Origin of the sequence: Corynebacterium sp. 74A (assembly GCF_008930665.1) — a bacterium.
GTDB classification, from domain to species: Bacteria; Actinomycetota; Actinomycetes; order Mycobacteriales; family Mycobacteriaceae; genus Corynebacterium; species Corynebacterium megadyptis.
On record NZ_PQMG01000003.1, the window covers coordinates 19,414 to 37,026 of the forward strand.

At 61.3% G+C, this 17,613-nt stretch carries 19 protein-coding genes; 2 read left to right on the plus strand and 17 right to left on the minus strand.

Annotated features, from left to right (window positions below; genetic code table 11):
• The first annotated feature begins 222 nt into the window (after window positions 1-222).
• Window positions 223-2,430: a 1,4-alpha-glucan branching protein GlgB gene (glgB, locus tag GBB11_RS05170; RefSeq protein WP_151549049.1), complete on the plus strand. Its 2,208-nt coding sequence runs from the start codon at window positions 223-225 to the stop codon at window positions 2,428-2,430.
• On the opposite strand, the gene GBB11_RS05175 is transcribed toward glgB, so the two are convergent.
• Both GBB11_RS05175 and GBB11_RS05180 read right to left on the minus strand, forming a co-directional pair.
• Window positions 2,427-3,332, minus strand: a complete 906-nt coding sequence (locus GBB11_RS05175) for a tetratricopeptide repeat protein (protein WP_151549050.1) — start codon at window positions 3,330-3,332, stop codon at window positions 2,427-2,429. The two genes, glgB and GBB11_RS05175, sit on opposite strands and share 4 nt — an antisense overlap.
• Window positions 3,333-3,340: 8 nt before the next feature.
• A complete protein-coding gene (locus GBB11_RS05180) occupies window positions 3,341-3,682 on the minus strand; it encodes a thiamine-binding protein (protein WP_151549051.1) in 342 nt (113 codons plus the stop codon).
• A 175-nt stretch (window positions 3,683-3,857) separates the two neighbouring features.
• Here GBB11_RS05180 and mce point away from each other — a divergent pair, with 175 nt between their 5' ends.
• Window positions 3,858-4,316 carry a methylmalonyl-CoA epimerase gene (gene mce, locus GBB11_RS05185; protein WP_151549052.1) on the plus strand — a complete coding sequence of 153 codons (459 nt, stop codon included), beginning with the start codon at window positions 3,858-3,860 and terminating at the stop codon, window positions 4,314-4,316.
• 25 nt (window positions 4,317-4,341) lie between these two features.
• On the opposite strand, the gene GBB11_RS10915 is transcribed toward mce, so the two are convergent.
• The 15 genes from GBB11_RS10915 to GBB11_RS05260 all read right to left on the minus strand — a co-directional run bounded on the left by GBB11_RS10915 (window position 4,342) and on the right by GBB11_RS05260 (window position 17,603).
• Entirely contained in the window at window positions 4,342-4,635 is a 294-nt protein-coding gene (locus GBB11_RS10915) for a hypothetical protein (protein ID WP_192796161.1), read from the minus strand.
• Window positions 4,636-4,732: 97 nt separating this feature from the next.
• On the minus strand, window positions 4,733-5,425 hold the full coding sequence (nucS, locus tag GBB11_RS05195; RefSeq protein WP_151529964.1) for an endonuclease NucS: 693 nt from the start codon (window positions 5,423-5,425) through the stop codon (window positions 4,733-4,735).
• A gap of 39 nt (window positions 5,426-5,464) precedes the next feature.
• The gene (locus GBB11_RS05200) at window positions 5,465-5,923 is read right to left on the minus strand and encodes a DUF2550 domain-containing protein (RefSeq protein ID WP_225979127.1); all 459 of its coding nucleotides are present in this window, start codon (window positions 5,921-5,923) and stop codon (window positions 5,465-5,467) included.
• Window positions 5,924-6,194: 271 nt separating this feature from the next.
• A complete protein-coding gene (locus tag GBB11_RS05205; protein WP_151549054.1) occupies window positions 6,195-6,563 on the minus strand; it encodes a F0F1 ATP synthase subunit epsilon in 369 nt (122 codons plus the stop codon).
• Between the two features lie 10 nt (window positions 6,564-6,573).
• The gene (atpD, locus tag GBB11_RS05210) at window positions 6,574-8,019 is read right to left on the minus strand and encodes a F0F1 ATP synthase subunit beta (protein WP_151549055.1); all 1,446 of its coding nucleotides are present in this window, start codon (window positions 8,017-8,019) and stop codon (window positions 6,574-6,576) included.
• A gap of 3 nt (window positions 8,020-8,022) precedes the next feature.
• On the minus strand, window positions 8,023-9,000 hold the full coding sequence (locus GBB11_RS05215; protein WP_151549056.1) for a F0F1 ATP synthase subunit gamma: 978 nt from the start codon (window positions 8,998-9,000) through the stop codon (window positions 8,023-8,025).
• Between the two features lie 51 nt (window positions 9,001-9,051).
• Complete coding sequence (atpA, locus tag GBB11_RS05220) at window positions 9,052-10,728, minus strand: F0F1 ATP synthase subunit alpha (RefSeq protein WP_192795993.1); 1,677 nt, start codon at window positions 10,726-10,728, stop codon at window positions 9,052-9,054.
• A gap of 56 nt (window positions 10,729-10,784) precedes the next feature.
• Window positions 10,785-11,603, minus strand: coding sequence for a F0F1 ATP synthase subunit delta (locus GBB11_RS05225; protein WP_151549351.1), 819 nt, complete (start codon window positions 11,601-11,603; stop codon window positions 10,785-10,787).
• 5 nt (window positions 11,604-11,608) lie between these two features.
• On the minus strand, window positions 11,609-12,178 hold the full coding sequence (locus GBB11_RS05230) for a F0F1 ATP synthase subunit B (protein ID WP_151549057.1): 570 nt from the start codon (window positions 12,176-12,178) through the stop codon (window positions 11,609-11,611).
• 30 nt (window positions 12,179-12,208) lie between these two features.
• Complete coding sequence (locus GBB11_RS05235; RefSeq protein ID WP_018019996.1) at window positions 12,209-12,448, minus strand: ATP synthase F0 subunit C; 240 nt, start codon at window positions 12,446-12,448, stop codon at window positions 12,209-12,211.
• Window positions 12,449-12,534: 86 nt separating this feature from the next.
• On the minus strand, window positions 12,535-13,311 hold the full coding sequence (atpB, locus tag GBB11_RS05240) for a F0F1 ATP synthase subunit A (RefSeq protein ID WP_151549058.1): 777 nt from the start codon (window positions 13,309-13,311) through the stop codon (window positions 12,535-12,537).
• Between the two features lie 475 nt (window positions 13,312-13,786).
• On the minus strand, window positions 13,787-14,209 hold the full coding sequence (locus tag GBB11_RS05245) for a hypothetical protein (RefSeq protein ID WP_151529956.1): 423 nt from the start codon (window positions 14,207-14,209) through the stop codon (window positions 13,787-13,789).
• A 42-nt stretch (window positions 14,210-14,251) separates the two neighbouring features.
• Window positions 14,252-15,451 (minus strand): MraY family glycosyltransferase, encoded by a 1,200-nt coding sequence (locus GBB11_RS05250; protein WP_151549059.1) that lies wholly within the window; start codon window positions 15,449-15,451, stop codon window positions 14,252-14,254.
• 287 nt (window positions 15,452-15,738) lie between these two features.
• A complete protein-coding gene (locus GBB11_RS05255; protein ID WP_151549060.1) occupies window positions 15,739-16,395 on the minus strand; it encodes an L-threonylcarbamoyladenylate synthase in 657 nt (218 codons plus the stop codon).
• A gap of 176 nt (window positions 16,396-16,571) precedes the next feature.
• Complete coding sequence (locus GBB11_RS05260; RefSeq protein WP_225979129.1) at window positions 16,572-17,603, minus strand: permease; 1,032 nt, start codon at window positions 17,601-17,603, stop codon at window positions 16,572-16,574.
• Between the last annotated feature and the right edge of the window lie 10 nt (window positions 17,604-17,613).

Consider the following 17,613-nt stretch of genomic DNA (forward strand, 5'->3'; position numbering starts at 1 on the left):
GATAAGCGGCTCGCGCCGCTGAGAACCGCCGCTTCTTAATGCCCCTCCCCCTTCGTAGCATCCGCTCCACCCCAGCCCACAGCGCCGTGCGCCACCTTGCAAGGGCACGTGCCCACCGCCTATCCGGCCGCAGACACGATAGCTCTCAGACCGATCCGCTACACCGCGTACTCTTCTGCGTAGTAGCTCAGACACCCGACCATCCGACAGAAAGCTCACCCCATGCCCTTCGATCCTCACGATCCCACCCTCGGCATCCCCGACCACGACTTGCAGCGTCTGCGGTATTGCCAGCACCACGACCCCCATGCTTTCTACGGCTGGCACGCCACCCCGAGCGGCGCGGTGATCCGCACCCGCCAGCCCGGCGCGGAGAAGGTGGAGATCCTCACTGCTGATGGCGGCACCCACGAGGCGGTGCACACCACGGATGGCATTTTCGCCATGCTGCTCGAGTCCTCGGAGCCGATTGACTATCGCCTGCGCGTCACGTGGCCGGGGATGGATCCGATCACTGTCGCTGATGGCTACCACTTCCTGCCCACGCTCGGCGAGACGGACCTGTACCTGATTGGTGAGGGCCGTCATGAGCGGCTCTGGGAGGTGCTGGGCTCGCATGTGCGCACCATCGACACGGAGATGGGCCCGGTGGTCGGCACCTCCTTTGCGGTGTGGGCGCCGAACGCGATCGGTGTCGCTGTGGTGGGAAGTTTCTCCGGGTGGAACCCGGCCCAGTATCCGATGCGTTCGCTCGGGTCCTCGGGTGTCTGGGAGGTGTTTATCCCCAACGTCGGCGTGGGCGAGGTATATAAGTACGCCATCCAGACCAAGGAGGGCTACCGCCGCGATAAGGCCGATCCCATGGCTCGTCAGGCGGAGGTGCCTCCAGCGACGGGGTCGATCATCACCGAATCCACCTATGAGTGGAAAGACGATGCCTGGATCACCAAGCGGGCGCGCTCCAATGCTCAGACCGAGCCGATGAGCGTCTACGAGGTGCATCTCGGGTCGTGGAAGCAGGGGCGCACCTACGAGGATCTCGCCGTGGAGCTGGTGGACTATGTCGATCACATGGGCTACACCCACGTGGAGTTCCTGCCGGTGGCGGAGCACCCCTTCGGCGGCTCGTGGGGCTATCAGGTCTCGGGCTACTACGCACCAACGTCGCGCTGGGGCACCCCCGATCAATTCCGTGCCCTCGTGGATGCCTTCCACGCCCGCGGTATCGGCGTGATCGTGGACTGGGTGCCGGCGCACTTCCCCAAGGATGAGTTCGCCCTCGCCCGCTTCGATGGCGAGGCTCTCTACGAGCACCCCGACTGGCGCCGCGGCGAGCAGCGAGATTGGGGCACCTATGTGTTCGACTTCGGCCGCACCGAGGTGCGCAACTTCCTCGTCGCCAATGCGCTGTATTGGTGCAAGGAGTTCCACATTGACGGTCTGCGCGTGGACGCGGTGGCCTCCATGCTGTATCTGGATTACTCCCGCGATGAGGGCGAGTGGCTGCCCAACCAGTTCGGCGGCCGGGAAAACCTCGAGGCCAAGCAGCTGCTGCAGGAAGTCAACGCCACCGTGGCCAGCACCTTCCCCGGCGTGCTCACCATTGCGGAGGAGTCCACCTCCTGGCCGGGCGTAACCGCCCCGACCTACAACGACGGCCTCGGCTTCTCCCTGAAGTGGAACATGGGCTGGATGAATGACACCCTCGAGTACTTTGCGCAGGACCCAATCCATCGCAAGTACCACCACAACGAGATCACTTTCTCGATGGTCTACGCCTACTCGGAGCGCTACGTGCTGCCCATCTCCCACGACGAGGTGGTGCACGGCAAGGGCACCCTGTGGACCCGGATGCCGGGCGATCCCTGGAACAAGGCCGCCGGCGTACGCACCCTGCTCGCCTACATGTGGGCGCACCCAGGCAAGAACCTGCTCTTCCAGGGCCAGGAGTTTGCCCAGGTGCAGGAGTGGAATGAAAACCGCTCCATCGATTGGGGAAACATGGAGGGCTGGGAAGGCGAATACCATCGCGGCGTGCACCAGCTGGTGCGCGATCTCAACTCCAACTACAAGGAGCTACCGGCGCTCTATTCGCTCGATAGCGACCCCGCCGGTTTCCAGTGGGCCAAGTCCGACGACGCGGACAATAACATCCTCGCCTTCTACCGCACCGGCGACAAGGGCGAGAAGCTGCTCTGCGTATTCAACTTCGGTGGCTCCTCCCAGCAGGCCTATACCCTCGGCGTGCCGGAGGCCGGACGATGGTCGCTGCTCCTCAACACCGATGCCGGCGCCTATGAGGGCGCGGGCAACGATATCGGAAGCGGCTTCGATGCCACCGACAGCGCCTGGGATGGCTACCCCTACTCCACGACGCTGCACATCCCGGCGCTGTCCGCGCAGTGGTACCGGCTGGATAGCGAGCGCTAGTACAGCGCCGAGGCCAGCTTGCCCCGCGCCGCCAACACGCGCGGGTCAGTGGTCTCGTACATGCCAAAAAGCTCGATGAGGCGGTCCTTGAGGGCCGCCTTTTCCTCACCCTCGGCCTGGGTGATCGCCGCGATGAGCCCGTCGAAGGCCTCCTCCACACGCCCGTGCGCGATCAGTGCATCCGCTGCTGCGTAGTGCTTATCGACGGCACCCTGCGCCGCATCCCCCTCATCGTCCACGGCAGCCTCGCTTGCACGGGCACGCTGGATTACCTCGGCACGCTTAGACAGCTGCACCAGCTCCGGATCCTCCGGGCGTTCGGCCAGGGCCTCCTCGAGGATCGGCAGCGCCTGGTCGAGATCAGGCTCTGTGGCGTCAAGGAGACTACGCACCTGAGCGATACGCGGATCCTCCTCCGGCTCCTCGCCCGGCAATCCCTCGAGTTTGCCGGCGACAGCGCCCACCACGGCGGCGGTCCACTGCTGCAGCGCCTCCTCGGGCTGGCCGCCCTGAAAGTCGGTTATTGGTTGGCCTTGGGCGAGTGCCAGCACGGTCGGCAAGCCCTGCACGCCCAGCGCCTGGGCGAGCTGCGGGGTGCTATCGGCATCCAGATAGGCATAGATCCAGCTAATCTGCTCCTGCGTATTGGCGAGACGGCTCAACACGGTGTGCATCTCCGCGGACTCGGGCGAGCGCTGGGTACCGATATGCACCACCACCGGCACCTGCATGGAGCGCTCCAGCACCTCGGACTTAATATTCTGCTCGGTGACATCCACCACCGGTGCCACGGTCTGTCCACCATCGCGGCTATGGGCGTTGCTCTTCGCCTCTGCGCGGGATTTCACCTCCCCCAGATCAATAGCTCCAGCAACAAATCGTTCAGGTGCGTTCTCAGCCATGGTGCTCCTTAGTTCTGCGTAGTGTCGTCTACCGTGAGTTCGGCCGCATCCTCACTCAGGTGCTTTTCTAGCGATGCTACTTTGCCCTTCAGCCGGTCGCTGTAGCCGGGCCGGATATCGGCCTTCAACACCAGCGACACCCGAGGACTCACCTCCATCACCGCCTCCGTGGCGCGCTTGACCACGTCCATCACCTCATCCCAGTCGCCCTCGACGAGGGTGAACATGGCATTGGTTTCACACGGCAGGCCGGAGGCACGCACAACGCGCACCGCCTCAGCAACAGCCTCGGACATCTCGGCGTCCGTCGTGGGAGTGACGGTAGGTGCTACAGAAAAGGCAATTAACATGGCACACATCCTAGCTGTGCGTTTTCGGCCGCGCTGCAACCAGCAATGAGTGTGGTGGCAGCGGGCGGCGTCGATAAGCGACACGCGCTCGTGTTGTGTCACAGTGTGGTTTCTCTCAGTTGTCACGGCCACCTTCTGCCCCACAGCCGCTGCTAAGTGGCTTAAAGTGGGGAGCATGAGTAATGACATTTCTGGCATTGAGATTCCCCACGAGTACGTCGTCTGCTTGGACCACGTGGGTATCGCTGTTCCCGACTTCGACGCCGCCGTGGAGTTCTACCGCTCCGCATTCGGCTGGGTGAACCACCACGACGAAGTCAATGAAGAACAGGGCGTGCACGAGGCCATGATCGGCCCGAAGAACATGTCCGCCACCGACGGCATGATTCAGCTCCTCGCCCCGCTGAACGAGCAGTCCACCATCGCGAAGTTCATCGATAAGAAGGGCCCCGGCCTGCAGCAGATGTGTCTGCGCACCAACAACATGGACGCCCTCTGCGAGCACCTGCGCAACCAGGGCGTGCGCCTACTCTACGATGCACCGAAGCAGGGCACCGGCGGCGCCCGCATCAACTTCGTTCACCCGAAGGATGCCGGCGGCGTGCTTCTCGAGCTCACTGAGCCGGTGAAGTAACTCCCCCTCCCTTAAGGCGCGGCCCCTACCGCCGCGCCCAACATGCGCGGTGCCAATGACGACGATCAGCGGCACCGCGCATCGTGTCTTTAGGCCACGCCACAATGTGCGCCGTGCCCGCGTAGATCGGCCCCTGACAGCCTGGGCACACATAGTCCTTCACCGCGGATGGCCCGCCCATCTCGCGCACATAATAATCCCGACCGAAGCTATAGCTCGGCCCCTCCTCCACTCGGGTCCCCCAATAACCGCTGCCATCGCGCGGCAACGGCCGCCGGGCATAGCGGCCCGTGGTGTTTCTGCGATTCCTCCGCGGCACGACACTTACCTCCCGTGTATCTGCGGTTGATCCACTGCCACTCTGCTGCGTAGTAGCACCGCCGCTTATCGACGCCGCCTACCCGCCTTTTCCCTGCTCAGAACAAGCGCAGCTCGTCGGATTCGAGCCCGCGCAGCTCGTTATAGTCGAGGACTACGCAGGAGAACCCGCGATCTTCGGCAAGGGTGCGTGCCTGGGGTTTGATCTTCTGGGCGGCAAAGATGCCTCGTACCGGTTTCAGCAGCTCGTCGCGGTTAAGTAGTTCCACGTAGCGGGTGAGCTGTTCCACGCCATCGATTTCCCCGCGCCGCTTGATCTCGACCGCGACGGTCTGGCCTTTTTCGTCGCGGCAAAGAATATCCACCGGCCCGATCGCGGTGAAATACTCGCGGCGAATGAGGGTATAGCCAGGCCCCAAGGTGGTGATGTGTTCGGCCAAGAGCTCCTGCAGGTGCTGCTCCACCCCGTCTTTTTCCAAGCCTGGGTCCTCGCCGAGGTCGTATTCCAATTCGGAGTGAATGGCCTCGACTGTGATGCGTAGTTGCTCACCTTTGGAGTTTTCCACCACCCACAGCCGCACCCCAGCCTCGGCCTTGTCGGCATCGTCGATGGCCTGTTCGGTGAGCGTGCAGGGAGGTGTCATCCAGTTCAGCGGCTTATAGGCGCGGTCATCGGCGTGGATGGACACGGAGCCGTCGGCTTTGATCATCAACAGCCGGTCGGCGGTGGGAAGATGGGCCTCGAGCCGACCCACATAATCAACGGAACAACGAGCAATCACAAGACGCATTCTGACTACATTAACAGAGTCAGCGATGGGGCCAGAGCGCTATTGATGCCCCTGGCTTTCGCGAAAATACGAGCGTGCGGCCCGCAGATTGGTGCGCACGCGCTGCCGTGACGGCGCCGCTTCGATCCAGGCGGTCAGCGCCATCTCGCCGTGCGCGTCCAAGGCTACTTCGTAGTGCTGGCCGGCGATATCCAGCTCGAGGATGGAGAGGTTCGGCTCCATAAAAGAAGCCTCCCCCGTGGTGATCCGGCGCCGGGATACCACCTGGGTATCGGACCGACTGAACACCATATTCGGGGAAGGCAAAAGGGAGCGCACCTTGTAGTAATAGAGCACCATGCCGCGATAGCGGAGCATTCCGTGACGCCAGCCATGCACTCCTTCGGCGGGCAGCCGCCGCATAATCACGGGGGTGCCCTGGGATCGCAGCGTAAAAAATCGCCACAGAACGAGGAGGGCCGCCACTCCGGCTGCCGCAATAATCAGACTGGCGATCACTCGCACTTCCATTGCCACTCTCCCGCCGCGCATCAGGTACTCAGAGACTCGGAAATTATTCCCAGTCTACATCCATTGCAGATCATCTTCTTCATTATTACCTCTACCTGCGCTTTTCGACGCCATCTCGCTGGCATCTCCTCTGATGTCTGCTGAGAGACGCTGAGTGTGGCACGAGAGGCGCTTTAGCGAGATCCGTAGAGCACGAGAAAAAGGCGCCATCCCTGTCTGGGATAGCGCCTTTGTTCAGTAGCGTGTCAGCCTTGGGGCTTTAGCCCGCGTGGCGACGAACTGCCTTCAGCTCGGCTTCTGCCCGAGCCTTCTCCACAGCGTCGCCCGAGGCCAATGCGGACTCAGCGGCGGAAGAATCCACCTCGTCGGCCCACGTTGCATAGTCGGCCAGCACGGTGACCTTCTCCGGGGTGACGGAGAGGAAGCCGCCCTGGCAGGCGGCGACCTTCTTCTGGCCGTCTGTCGCGGTCAGAGTCACCACGCCGTTTTCGACGAGCTGAGCGAGCATAGGCTCGTGCCCTGGCAACACGCCGATTTCACCTTCGATGGTCTGCGCGGTGACGATGGTGGCCCGACCGGACCACAGCACGCGTTCCACGGAGACCAGTTCTGCGGCGATGTCAGCCATAGCTTAGCCCTTAACCTTCCGCTTGGATCTTCTTGTAGGCAGCCTCGACGTCGTCCAGCCCGCCAAGACCGTTGAAGGCCTGCTCCGGATAGTGGTCGAACTCGCCGTTGCAGATGCGCTCGAACGCGTCGATGGTGTCCTCCAGCGGCACGTAGGAGCCGGGCAGACCGGTGAACTTCTCAGCAACGAAGAAGTTTTGGCCCAGGAAGCGCTCGATACGACGGGCACGCTGCACCGTGATCTTGTCTTCCTCACCGAGCTCATCCATACCGAGGATGGCGATGATGTCCTGCAGCTCCTTGTTCTTCTGCAGAATACCGATCACGCGCTGCGCCACTGCGTAGTGACGCTCGCCGACGATACCGGGCTCGAGGATACGAGAGGTAGAGGTCAGCGGGTTCACGGCCGGGTAAATACCCTTCGATGCGATACCACGGTCAAGCTCGGTGGTGGCGTCGAGGTGGGCGAAGGTGGTGGCCGGGGCGGGGTCGGTGTAGTCGTCCGCGGGGACGTACACGGCCTGCAGCGAGGTAATGGACTTGCCCTTGGTGGAGGTAATGCGCTCCTGCAGGACACCCATCTCGTCAGCCAGGGTGGGCTGGTAGCCCACGGCCGAAGGCATACGACCCAGCAGGGTGGACACCTCAGAGCCAGCCTGAGTGAAACGGAAAATGTTGTCGATGAACAGCAGCACGTCCTGGTGCTGGACATCGCGGAAGTACTCCGCCATGGTCAGACCGGACAGAGCCACGCGCATACGCACTCCTGGCGGCTCATCCATCTGGCCGAAGACAAGCGCGGTATCTTGCAACACCCCCATCTCCTCCATCTCGAGGTGGAGGTCCGTACCCTCACGGGTACGCTCACCGACGCCGGCGAACACCGAGGTACCGGAGAACTCGCGGGCGATACGGGTGATCATCTCCTGGATGAGCACGGTCTTGCCCACACCTGCACCACCGAATAGACCGATCTTGCCACCCTTAACGTAGGGGGTAAGAAGGTCAATCACCTTGATGCCGGTTTCGAGGATCTCGGTCTTACCCTCGAGTTGGTCGAAGGCCGGAGGCTCGCGGTGGATGCCCCACTGCTCGCCGTCGCGGCCGAGACCCGGCTCGTCGAGGCAGTCACCGAGGGCGTTGAACACGTGGCCCTTGACGACGTCGCCCACGGGTACCGAAATCGGTTTGCCGGTGTCCTTGACCTCTGCACCGCGGACGAGGCCGTCGGTGGGGGCCATGGAGATGGCGCGCACGAGGTTATCGCCCAAGTGCTGAGCGACCTCGAGGGTAATGGTCTTTGCCACTGCTTCGAGGGTGACCTCGACTGTCATGGCGTTGAAGAGTGCCGGAAGAGCGCCGCGGGGGAATTCCACGTCGACAACCGGCCCAATGACACGAACTACTCGACCGGCAATTGCGGTCTGAGCATCGTGCTCTTGTAGAGCTGTAGACATAATTTAGTCACTTTCTCCGCTTTCGGCGAGCGCTCCCGCGCCACCGACGATCTCTGTGATTTCCTGCGTAATTTGAGCCTGTCGAGCCTGGTTGGCAACGCGGGAGAGGTCATTGACCAGCTCGGTTGCATTGTCCGTAGCGGACTTCATGGCGGTGCGGCGGGAAGCGGATTCTGCCGCAGCGGCCTCCAGGAACAGGGCGTACACGGTGCGCGAGACATACTTTGGCAAAAGCTCTGCCAGAAGAGTGTCTGCGTCGGGCTCGAAAAGGTAGTCCGCTGCAACACCCTGGTGTTGAGTCAGGATGGAGTCCTCGGAGTCGAACTCCTCAGTTTCCAGAACCGGCTCGATGGGCAGCACCTGCTGCACAGCGGCGGTCTGGGTCAGCATCGACTCAAACTTGGTGTAGACAACGTGGACCTGGTCGAAGCCCTGAACGCCCTCGCCCCCATCGCTCTTCAAGCCCTCACGGGGCTTGGTGTAGCCCTCGGAGCTGGCTAGGAAGCCATCGATCAGGTGACGACGCACGTCGTGCGTTTCTTTCCATGACGGGTCTTGCGAGAAACCAGTCCACGCACCCGCAAATTCTTCGCCTCGGAAACTGTAGTAGCCAACACCCTTGTTACCGGTGACATAGCGCACCGTTTCGTAACCGCGATCCTCCAGCATGCGCGTCAGCTCCGCTGCCTTCTTGAACACGTTGTGGTTGTAGCCACCGGCCATTCCTCGGTCACTCGAAACCACCAACACGGCGGCACGCTTGCCATTTTCACGCTCGTGCAGCATCGGATGATCCAGGGAGCTGGCGGATGCCAGCTTGTTGATCACACGGTGCAACTCGACCGCATACGGCTGCGAGGCCTCAACCCGTGCTTGGGCCTTGGTGATTCGCGAGGTGGCGATCATTTCTTGAGCTTTAGTGATCTTCTTAGTGGAGTTCACTGACCTGATGCGGTCGCGAAGCTCGCGAAGATTAGCCATGAATCATCGCCTCCCTTCTTTTCCTTGGACGGTCATTGTGTGCATCACTGCTTACTTCTTAGCAGCTTTCTTGGACACGGAAATCTTGCTCTTGCTGACTTCCGTCTCGTCGAGTGCATCAACTTCCGGCTCATTGATAATCGGGGTTCCGTCCGAGGCCTGGAAGCTGGCCGCGAAGTTATCGGCTTCTTGGCGCAGCTGATCCTTGGACTCATCAGAGAAGGGAACGCCACCCTTAATCTGCTCGAACACGTCACCGGCAAATGCATGCAGGTGCTCGTGCAGCTCAGACTCGAAACGACGGACGTCTTCAACGGGAACGGAGTCAAAGACGCCTTCGTTCGCGAGGTGGATGGACACCATCTGGTCCTCCACGCTCATCGGGTTGTTCTCTGCCTGCTTCAGCAGCTCCACGAGGCGCTGTCCGCGCTCGAGCTGACGCTTGGAAGCGGAATCCAGATCCGAAGCAAAGGCAGCGAATGCCTCTAGGTCGCGGTATGCGGCCAGATCCAGACGCAGGTTACCGGAGACCTTCTTCATGCCCTTGGTCTGAGCGGCACCACCCACACGGGAGACCGAGATACCCACGTTAATAGCGGGGCGGACACCCTGGTTGAACAAGTCGGACTCGAGGAAGACCTGACCGTCGGTGATGGAGATCACGTTGGTCGGGATGAAGGCGGACACGTCGTTCGCCTTGGTCTCGATGATCGGCAAAGCGGTGAGCGAACCGGCACCCATGTCGTCGGAGAGCTTCGCAGCGCGCTCCAGCAGACGGGAGTGCAGGTAGAACACGTCACCGGGGTAAGCCTCGCGTCCCGGAGGACGGCGCAGCAGCAGGGAGATCGCTCGATACGCCTCAGCCTGCTTGGTGAGGTCATCGTAGATTACCAACACGTGCTTGCCCTGGTACATCCAGTGCTGGCCCAGAGCGGCACCCGAGAAGGGAGCCAGCCACTTGAAGCCTGCAGCATCGGAGGCCGGGGCCGCCACGATGGTGGTGTAATCCAGTGCACCGTGCTCGCGCAGAGTCTCGCGGACTCCAGCAATGGTCGAGCCCTTCTGGCCGATGGCCACATAGATACAACGGACCTGCTTCTGCGGGTCGCCGCTGTCCCAGTTGGCCTTCTGGTTCAGAATGGTATCGATGCAGACCGCGGTCTTACCGGTCTTGCGGTCACCAATGATCAACTGACGCTGACCGCGACCAATCGGGGTCATTGCGTCGATTGCCTTGATGCCGGTTTGCATCGGCTCTTCGACCGGCTGGCGCTGCAGCACGGACGGTGCCTGCAGCTCCAGTGCACGCTCTTCTTGCGATGCAATTTCGCCCAGGCCGTCGATGGGCTGGCCTAGGGGGTTGATAACGCGGCCGAGGAAGTCATCCCCAACCGGAATCGAAAGGACCTCTCCGGTCCGCTTTACTTCGTCGCCCTCTTTAAGAGTCTCGTAGTTACCCAAAACCACGACGCCGACGCGGTCAGTGTCAAGGTTCTGAGCGACGCCAATCACGCCGCCAGGGAACTCGAGCAGCTCATTCGCCATCACCGACGGCAGCCCCGAAACCTGGGCAATACCGTCAGCTGCCGAAATGACCACGCCGACCTCCTCGCGGGAGGCCTCCGGGGAGTAGCTCGAGGTGTAGCTAGCAATCGCGCTACGGATCTCATCGGAGGAGATCGTCAGCTCCGCCATGTTCTTCCTGCTCTCGGTTGTTTCGTCCAGCATGTTGTCCAAAAATGTAGTCGTGTCAGTGCGTAGTGCCTGTGACCCGCGATGCGGGTTTAGGCGAATGCGCGGCGCATTCTTTCGATCTTGCCCTTGGTAGAGCCGTCGATCACTTCATCACCGACGCGGATGATCACTCCACCGAGGAGGCTGGTATCAACCTCGGTATGGACGTTCATCGCACGACCGTAAATACGTCCCAGTTTGTCCGCTAGTGCCTGCTCCTGCGTGGAGTTGAGCTCTGATGCAGCAACGACATGGGCAACTGAGCGGCCAGAGACCTCTGCAGCGGAGTCAACGAGAGAAGCCAGATCATCGATCGGGTTCTTCTCTGGGCGACCAACGGCTTGCAATGCAAGCGCCTCGGTCACCGCGGTGACCTTGCCGTAGAGAACCTTGGCAAACAGCTCACGCTTCCGAGATGCAGGTTGGGTCCGGTCGCTGAGAAGATGAGTCAGTTCGGGCTCATCTTCCAGGATGCGGCTCAGTCGGAAGAGCTCGCCTTCCACCTGCTTCAGCTGACCCTGCTCCTGTGCGGAGCGGAACAGGAAGCGTCGTCCAACCTCAACAAGTCCGGTGCGCATTTCGCGCGGGTTGGACCAGTTGAGCTTCACAATGTCGCACAGCACGCCAAGGGCGGTCTCAGAGACCTTGCCCCCAAACACCGTCTTCATCAGGCCGGCGCGAGCGTCGGCCGGAGCGGCTGTATCGGCTGCTGCCACACGCAGGCCGCGGTCAACATCCAGGGCATCGACGATGTCGAACAACTCGGTGCCCGTCTGAGCGGCAACTGCTACTGCGTTATCGGAGCTGTTGGCCACGCGGTCAACATATCCGAACGCTTGGTTTAGCGCCTCGCGGCTCGCTGCGTGCATATCGCTCACTTTCCTGCCGGAGCCACGCTGTCGAGCGAGGACAAGAAGTTATCGATCGTGCCAGAACGCTTGACGTTATCGGAGAGTTGCTCCCCGAGCAAACGCTCAGCAAGGTTGATCGAGTTCTGTCCCATCTCGGAACGCAGTTCAGAAACAACCTGCTCGCGCTGGGCAAGAAGCTGCTTCTCTCCGGACTCAATAATGCGGTTGCTCTCTTCGGTGGCCTCGGCCTTCATCTCGTCCACGATCTTCTTGCCCTTTTCGCGGGCTTCTTCGCGGATCTGCTGTGCTTCGGCGCGGGCCTCAGAAAGCTGCGCGTTGTACTTTTCCAGCGCGGCCTTTGCCTCAGCCTGTGCGGCCTCGGCGCGTTGAATGCCGCCCTTGATCCGGTCCTCACGCTCGGCCAGGACCTCTTGGAACTTCGGAAGTACGAACTTCCAGAAGAGGAACAGGATTACGATGAGCGAAACAAAGGACCAGACGAGGTCGTAGTTAGCAGGCAACAGCACGGAGAAGTGTCCCTCCATGGGCAACTCCTCCTCACCGGCTGCTAAGTAGGTATAGACGTTCGTCATGAGTCTTTAGTGCTTTCGTGTCTGTTCGTCTTAGAGGATGAAGCCGGCAACCAAGCCGATGAGGGCGAGGGCCTCGACGAAAGCGATGCCCAGGAACATGGTGGTACGCAGCTGGCCGGCCATCTCAGGCTGGCGAGCCATGCCCTCGAGGGCCTTACCAACGAGGATGCCGATGCCGAGGCCCGGACCGATAGTGGCGAGACCGTAGCCGACGGTGGCGATGGAGCCGTCAAGACCGTTAGCGGCCTGTGCGAGGATGACTTCGTTCATGATGTGTCGTTCCCTTTCTAGGGGCTCAGCGCTTCCTTAACTGAGCCTGGAATTGTGTGGTTTTTTGGTCCGCTGAAATCAGCGGGTCAGTGTTCGTCTGCGTGCAGAGAGAGTTCGATATACACGGCCGACAGCAGGGCGAAGATATACGCCTGCAGGAAAATGACCAGCATCTCGAACAGAGTAAATGCAATCGCTGCGAATAGGGTCACTGCGGACAGCGCGGTCCAGCCATTCATCTGCCAGAAGAAGAAGTTGGTGGCAGAAAACAGCAGCACCAAGATGATGTGACCGGCCAACATGTTGGCCATAAGACGCAGAGTGAGGGTTGCGGGGCGCAGCACGAAGGTGGAGAAGAACTCCAGCGGGATCACCAAGAAGTGCAGCAGCCATGGGAGATTAGGAATCACCACAGAGGACTTGACGTACTTGAAGAATCCGTAGCGCTTAGCACCCGCATAGACGAAGGCGATGTATCCGAGAATTGCCAAGACCAGCGGCATGCCGATTCTGGCGTTCGGGGATACGTTGAGGCCAGGAATGATCGAGGGGATATTCATAGCCAGAACAAGGAAGAAGATGGTGGCAATGACCGGTAAGAACCGGCGGCCCTCCTTCTTGCCCAAGATATCTTCCGAAATGTGAATACGAACGAAGTCAAGGAGCATCTCGGCTACGTTCTGGAGGCCACGCGGAACAACCTTCGGGTTGCGCATAGCCACGAGGAAGAAGATCGCCAACAGCACCGCCATAAGCAGGCGGACGAACATCAGACGGTCGATTGCGAACCAAGTATCGTCGAACCAAATTGGACCCGGGGAAAATTCGTGTTCCAGAGAGGGCGGATGGAACTCACCCTTCATGGACAGTGTTGTAACGCTCAGCGTTCTCTCCCGTGTTCGGGCCGAAACGCCCTGTACAGAGCAGCTTCGGTGCGATGGACGTCTGATTTTCTTTGGCCGTACCGGACTCCGTCGCACATCTCGTGACGGCCAATTGTGGACAGCGCATGAGAGCGTTTGCCCGTCGATAAGATTATCAGGCTTGTCTCAAGTTCACCCGAAAGATGAAACGGCCTTGCCCACCCCTCGCCCAGACACAAGAAAAACCCGCGCGTAGCGGGCATTTTTCCCCTCTTGTAAGCTGTCTCACAGGGGCTTTTCGCCCCTGTTATGGGGGTGGCTCCTCCGGCACAGGTTCTCGCGATAACTATTGAGCAGAGTGAATAGATGCACCACCTGCCCCAGAGGTATCCCCCAGTAGAGGGGATTGTCGCGGGCGAAAGCGCCCTGAGCGGGCAGCGAGTAGGCGTCGATAAGCATCCGCCCGCAATCGCAGCTAGTTGATGGTGGTCACCTTCGTGGTCATAATTGCCCAAACCTCGGCGCCGAGCACGATCACCAGCGCCGCCACCGTGGTCACAACGAGCGCAATCGGATCATAGAACGTCAAATCGCGCAGGGCCCACAGCACAATGATGAGCACGACGATCTTCACGAGCCAGCCGCCCAGTACCACCACACCCGTCATTTCCGGGGAGGTATGGGAGGTAAGAAGGGTGCTGAGCACGGTAAGCAACACGAAACCGCCACCAATAGCCGCGCCGAGGAGCACGCCCCACACCCCGGGGAGATCGCGGATGAGCCACCACAGCAGCAAGGACACCACCGTCACGGCCACCAGTGCCAGCGAGCCCATCTTCATGGCGCGCACCAAGGGGCGCCGCGGATCATCGTATTGGGAGGCGGTTTTTTCAGTCATAATGCGGAAATTGTACACACTACGCACAAGCGCAGCGCCCCGCTAGGAACCCCGCGCCACAGGGGTCGAGCTGCGGCGCATACGGCGCCCTTCCCCACTGCCTCGAGTACCTGCCGCGCGGCGCAGCGAAGGCAGCACCGTGAGAACCACGGCGAGCAGGGCGCTCACCCCGAAGATCACGCCGGCGATGCGCGCCGGAAACACCGTAAACCCCACAGCGCCGAAGGCAACCACCGAGACCCAGGTGTACAAAATGAGCACCACGCGGCGGTGGGTGTGGCCGATGTCGAGCAGGCGATGATGCAGGTGCTTGCGGTCGGCGGCAAAGGGCGAGCGCCCCGCGGAGACGCGCCGCACCACCGCCAATACCAGATCCAGCACGGGGATGAAGATCGCTGCCGCTACCACGATGAAGGGGCTGAGCAGGGCGACGATGTCCTCGGTGCCGTAGAGGCTCATGTTGATCTTGCCCGAGGCGGAGGTGGCCGCGGCAGAAAGCAGCAGCCCGATGAGCATCGCTCCGGTATCGCCCATGAAAATCCGGGAAGGCTCGAAGTTATGCGGCAAGAAACCGGCACACACCCCCACCAGGGCAGCGGCAATAATGGCCGGTGGATAGGCCGAGACAGCCCCGCCTTGATCGTGCAGCACCGTCAGGGAGAATACGAGAATGGCCGCCCCGGCGATCATGCCCAGTCCTGCGGCGAGACCATCGATGCCATCGACGAAGTTAATGGCATTAATCAACGCCACTGTAAACACAGTGGTAAAGATCGTGGACTGGACACTGTCAAGGATGACGGTGGTGCCCTCGCCGAAAGGCACATAGATCAACGTCCACGACAGCCCGAGAGCGCTCATCACAATGGCGGCCAGAATCTGGCCGATGAGCTTAGTGACGGCGTCGAGCTCGAAGATGTCATCGATCACACCCACCACAACAATCACGATGCTCGCCCAAAACACCGCATGCATTTCGGGGGTCATGGGCATAAAGCCACGCGTCAGCGCCGGCAGCTGGGAGGCCATCACCACCGCCAGCACCAGCCCGGTAAACATCGCTACCCCGCCGAGCTGTGGTTTCGGGATTGTGTGCACATCCCGATCCCGGATATCGGCCAGCAGCCCGGCGCGCACCACCGCATGCCGAATGATGCCCGTGGTGAGATAGGTGACCGCGCACGCCGCCAGCAAAATGAGCGCCAGCTCACGCAGGGGAACACCCGCTCCACCAGCGCCCATGGTGTTGTCCTTTCCTTCTCGTGCTACCCAGATGTAGCGCCTCAAGCCATATCCACTACTGCTACTACGCAGCAGCGTGGCCCCTTAGATTGGCCCCACACCCTGTACACTCTTCGTCTCAGCAGTTTAGGCCACCGCCAGCACTCGCGGGGTGGCCGCGGCTCCGGTACGGGCCGATTGGTTTCTTTTCGCGCGCCGCCGCATGCTACACGCCGCCGCATGCTGCCGTACTGCCGCATCACCGCGCGCCGAGCGATGGCGACGTGAGCGGTACGTCCTCGTGTACTTTAGCGGGCGCGAAGCTGCTCTGGGTCGATCTCCAGCACCTCTGCGATCCGTTCCGCAGAGATTGCGCCCTCGCGGAGCAGCCGTGTCTTGTTTCCGGAGAGATCAACGATGCTCGAGGGCTGACCCATGGCGCACTCCCCACCGTTGAGATAGGTAGACACCGCGTTGCCGAGCTGCTGCTTGGCGTCGACAACGGTGGTGGCCGGTGGCTGTCCGGAGATATTGGCGCTGGATACGGCCATCGGGCCGGTTGCGCGCAGCAGTTCGATGGCCACGGGGTGCAGCGGCATGCGAAGCATCACGGTGCCGCGGGTATCGCCGAGGTTCCACAGCAAAGACGGTGCTTGTTCGATCACGATGGACAGCCCGCCGGGCCAAAAGGCCTCCACGAGGCGTTGTGCATTGGGCGTATAGGTGTGAACGAGGCCGCGTACTGTGTCCCAGCTTCCGATGAGTACCGGCACCGGCATATCTGGTCCCCGCCGCTTCGTGGCGAGGAGCTGATTCACCGCCTGATTATTGAAGGCATCGCATCCCAAGCCATAGAGGGTATCGGTAGGAAGAACAACAAGCTTTCCTTCCGCAACCTCGGCTGCGGCGGTGCGGACACCGAGCTCGCGCTTGTCATCTTGGGAGCAATCGAAGATCCGAGACACGTCGAATTCTCTCCTTATACGTCAGCGGCAATTGTGGTGGTGTAGCAAAAATAGTACGCCTCAGAGCACACGGCGCGATAACACCGTCCACGGCAGGCCGCCTATTCGGGTGCGTCCAGCTGCCGAGTGGCGAGGCTCCCAGCAGCGGCAGGTGGCTCCAGCGCACGGCGGCGGCGCTATAGTCCGCCGAAGAGAATACCTCCGACGATCACCGCGCTGAGGATGGAAAAGGCCAGCGCGAAGGGCACGAAACGCAGCACAAAGGCCTTGCCCCACATGCCGTATTGCATAGCGATGAGCTTAATATCCACCATCGGGCCCACCACGAGAAAGACGAGCTGCGCTGTGGGCGAGACATGGGTGAAGGAGGCGGCGATAAAGGCATCAGCCTCAGAACAGAGGCTGAGCACGATCGCCAGCGCCGCCATCACGGCGACGGCCATGAGCGGGTACTCGTTGATCGTCTCGAACCAGGAGCGCGGCACAGTCACCTTGATCAGTGCCGCGGCCATCGCGCCGAGAGCGAGGAAGCCCCCAGCGTTCATCAGATCGCTCAGTGCGGAGGCACGAAACACGTCCAGTTTCTTCGCGTGGCTGTGGTCGTGGCCGCGGCCGATGTCCATGTGCTCCTCTCCCCTGATGCTGATCCACATCCATCCCACGAGGATCGCGGCGGCGAGCGAGGCGAGAAACCGCGCCCACACCATGAGGGGAAAACCATTGAAGGCCACGGCGGTAGAGACGAGCACCACCGGATTGATCGCTGGCGCGGCGAGCATGAACGCAAGTGCTGCAGCAGGCGGAATCCCGCGCCGAATCAGTGACCCACTCACCGGAACCGAGCCGCATTCACAACCCGGAAGTAGCAGACCGGAGCTGGCCACGGTGGGCACGGCGAGAAATTCATTGCGCGGAGTGATTGTGCGTAGTGCAGTATCAGACACAAACGCCGAAATCGCCCCCGACACGATCACGCCGAGCACCAAGAAGGGCATGGCCTGCAGCGTGATGGCCACGGTGATCGAGGCCCAGGATTCCACTGCGCCGCTCATGGGCAGGATAGGCCCGCGGATGCGTACCACCAGCAACGCTACGGCGAGCAGAGCTACCGCAACGACGGGAATGAGCCACCAGCTTCGCGTCCCTGTTCCGTGCCTGCGCTGGGACAGATCGCTCGCGGTGTGCGGGGGATGCGCGTGCGTGGTCATCTCACACCTG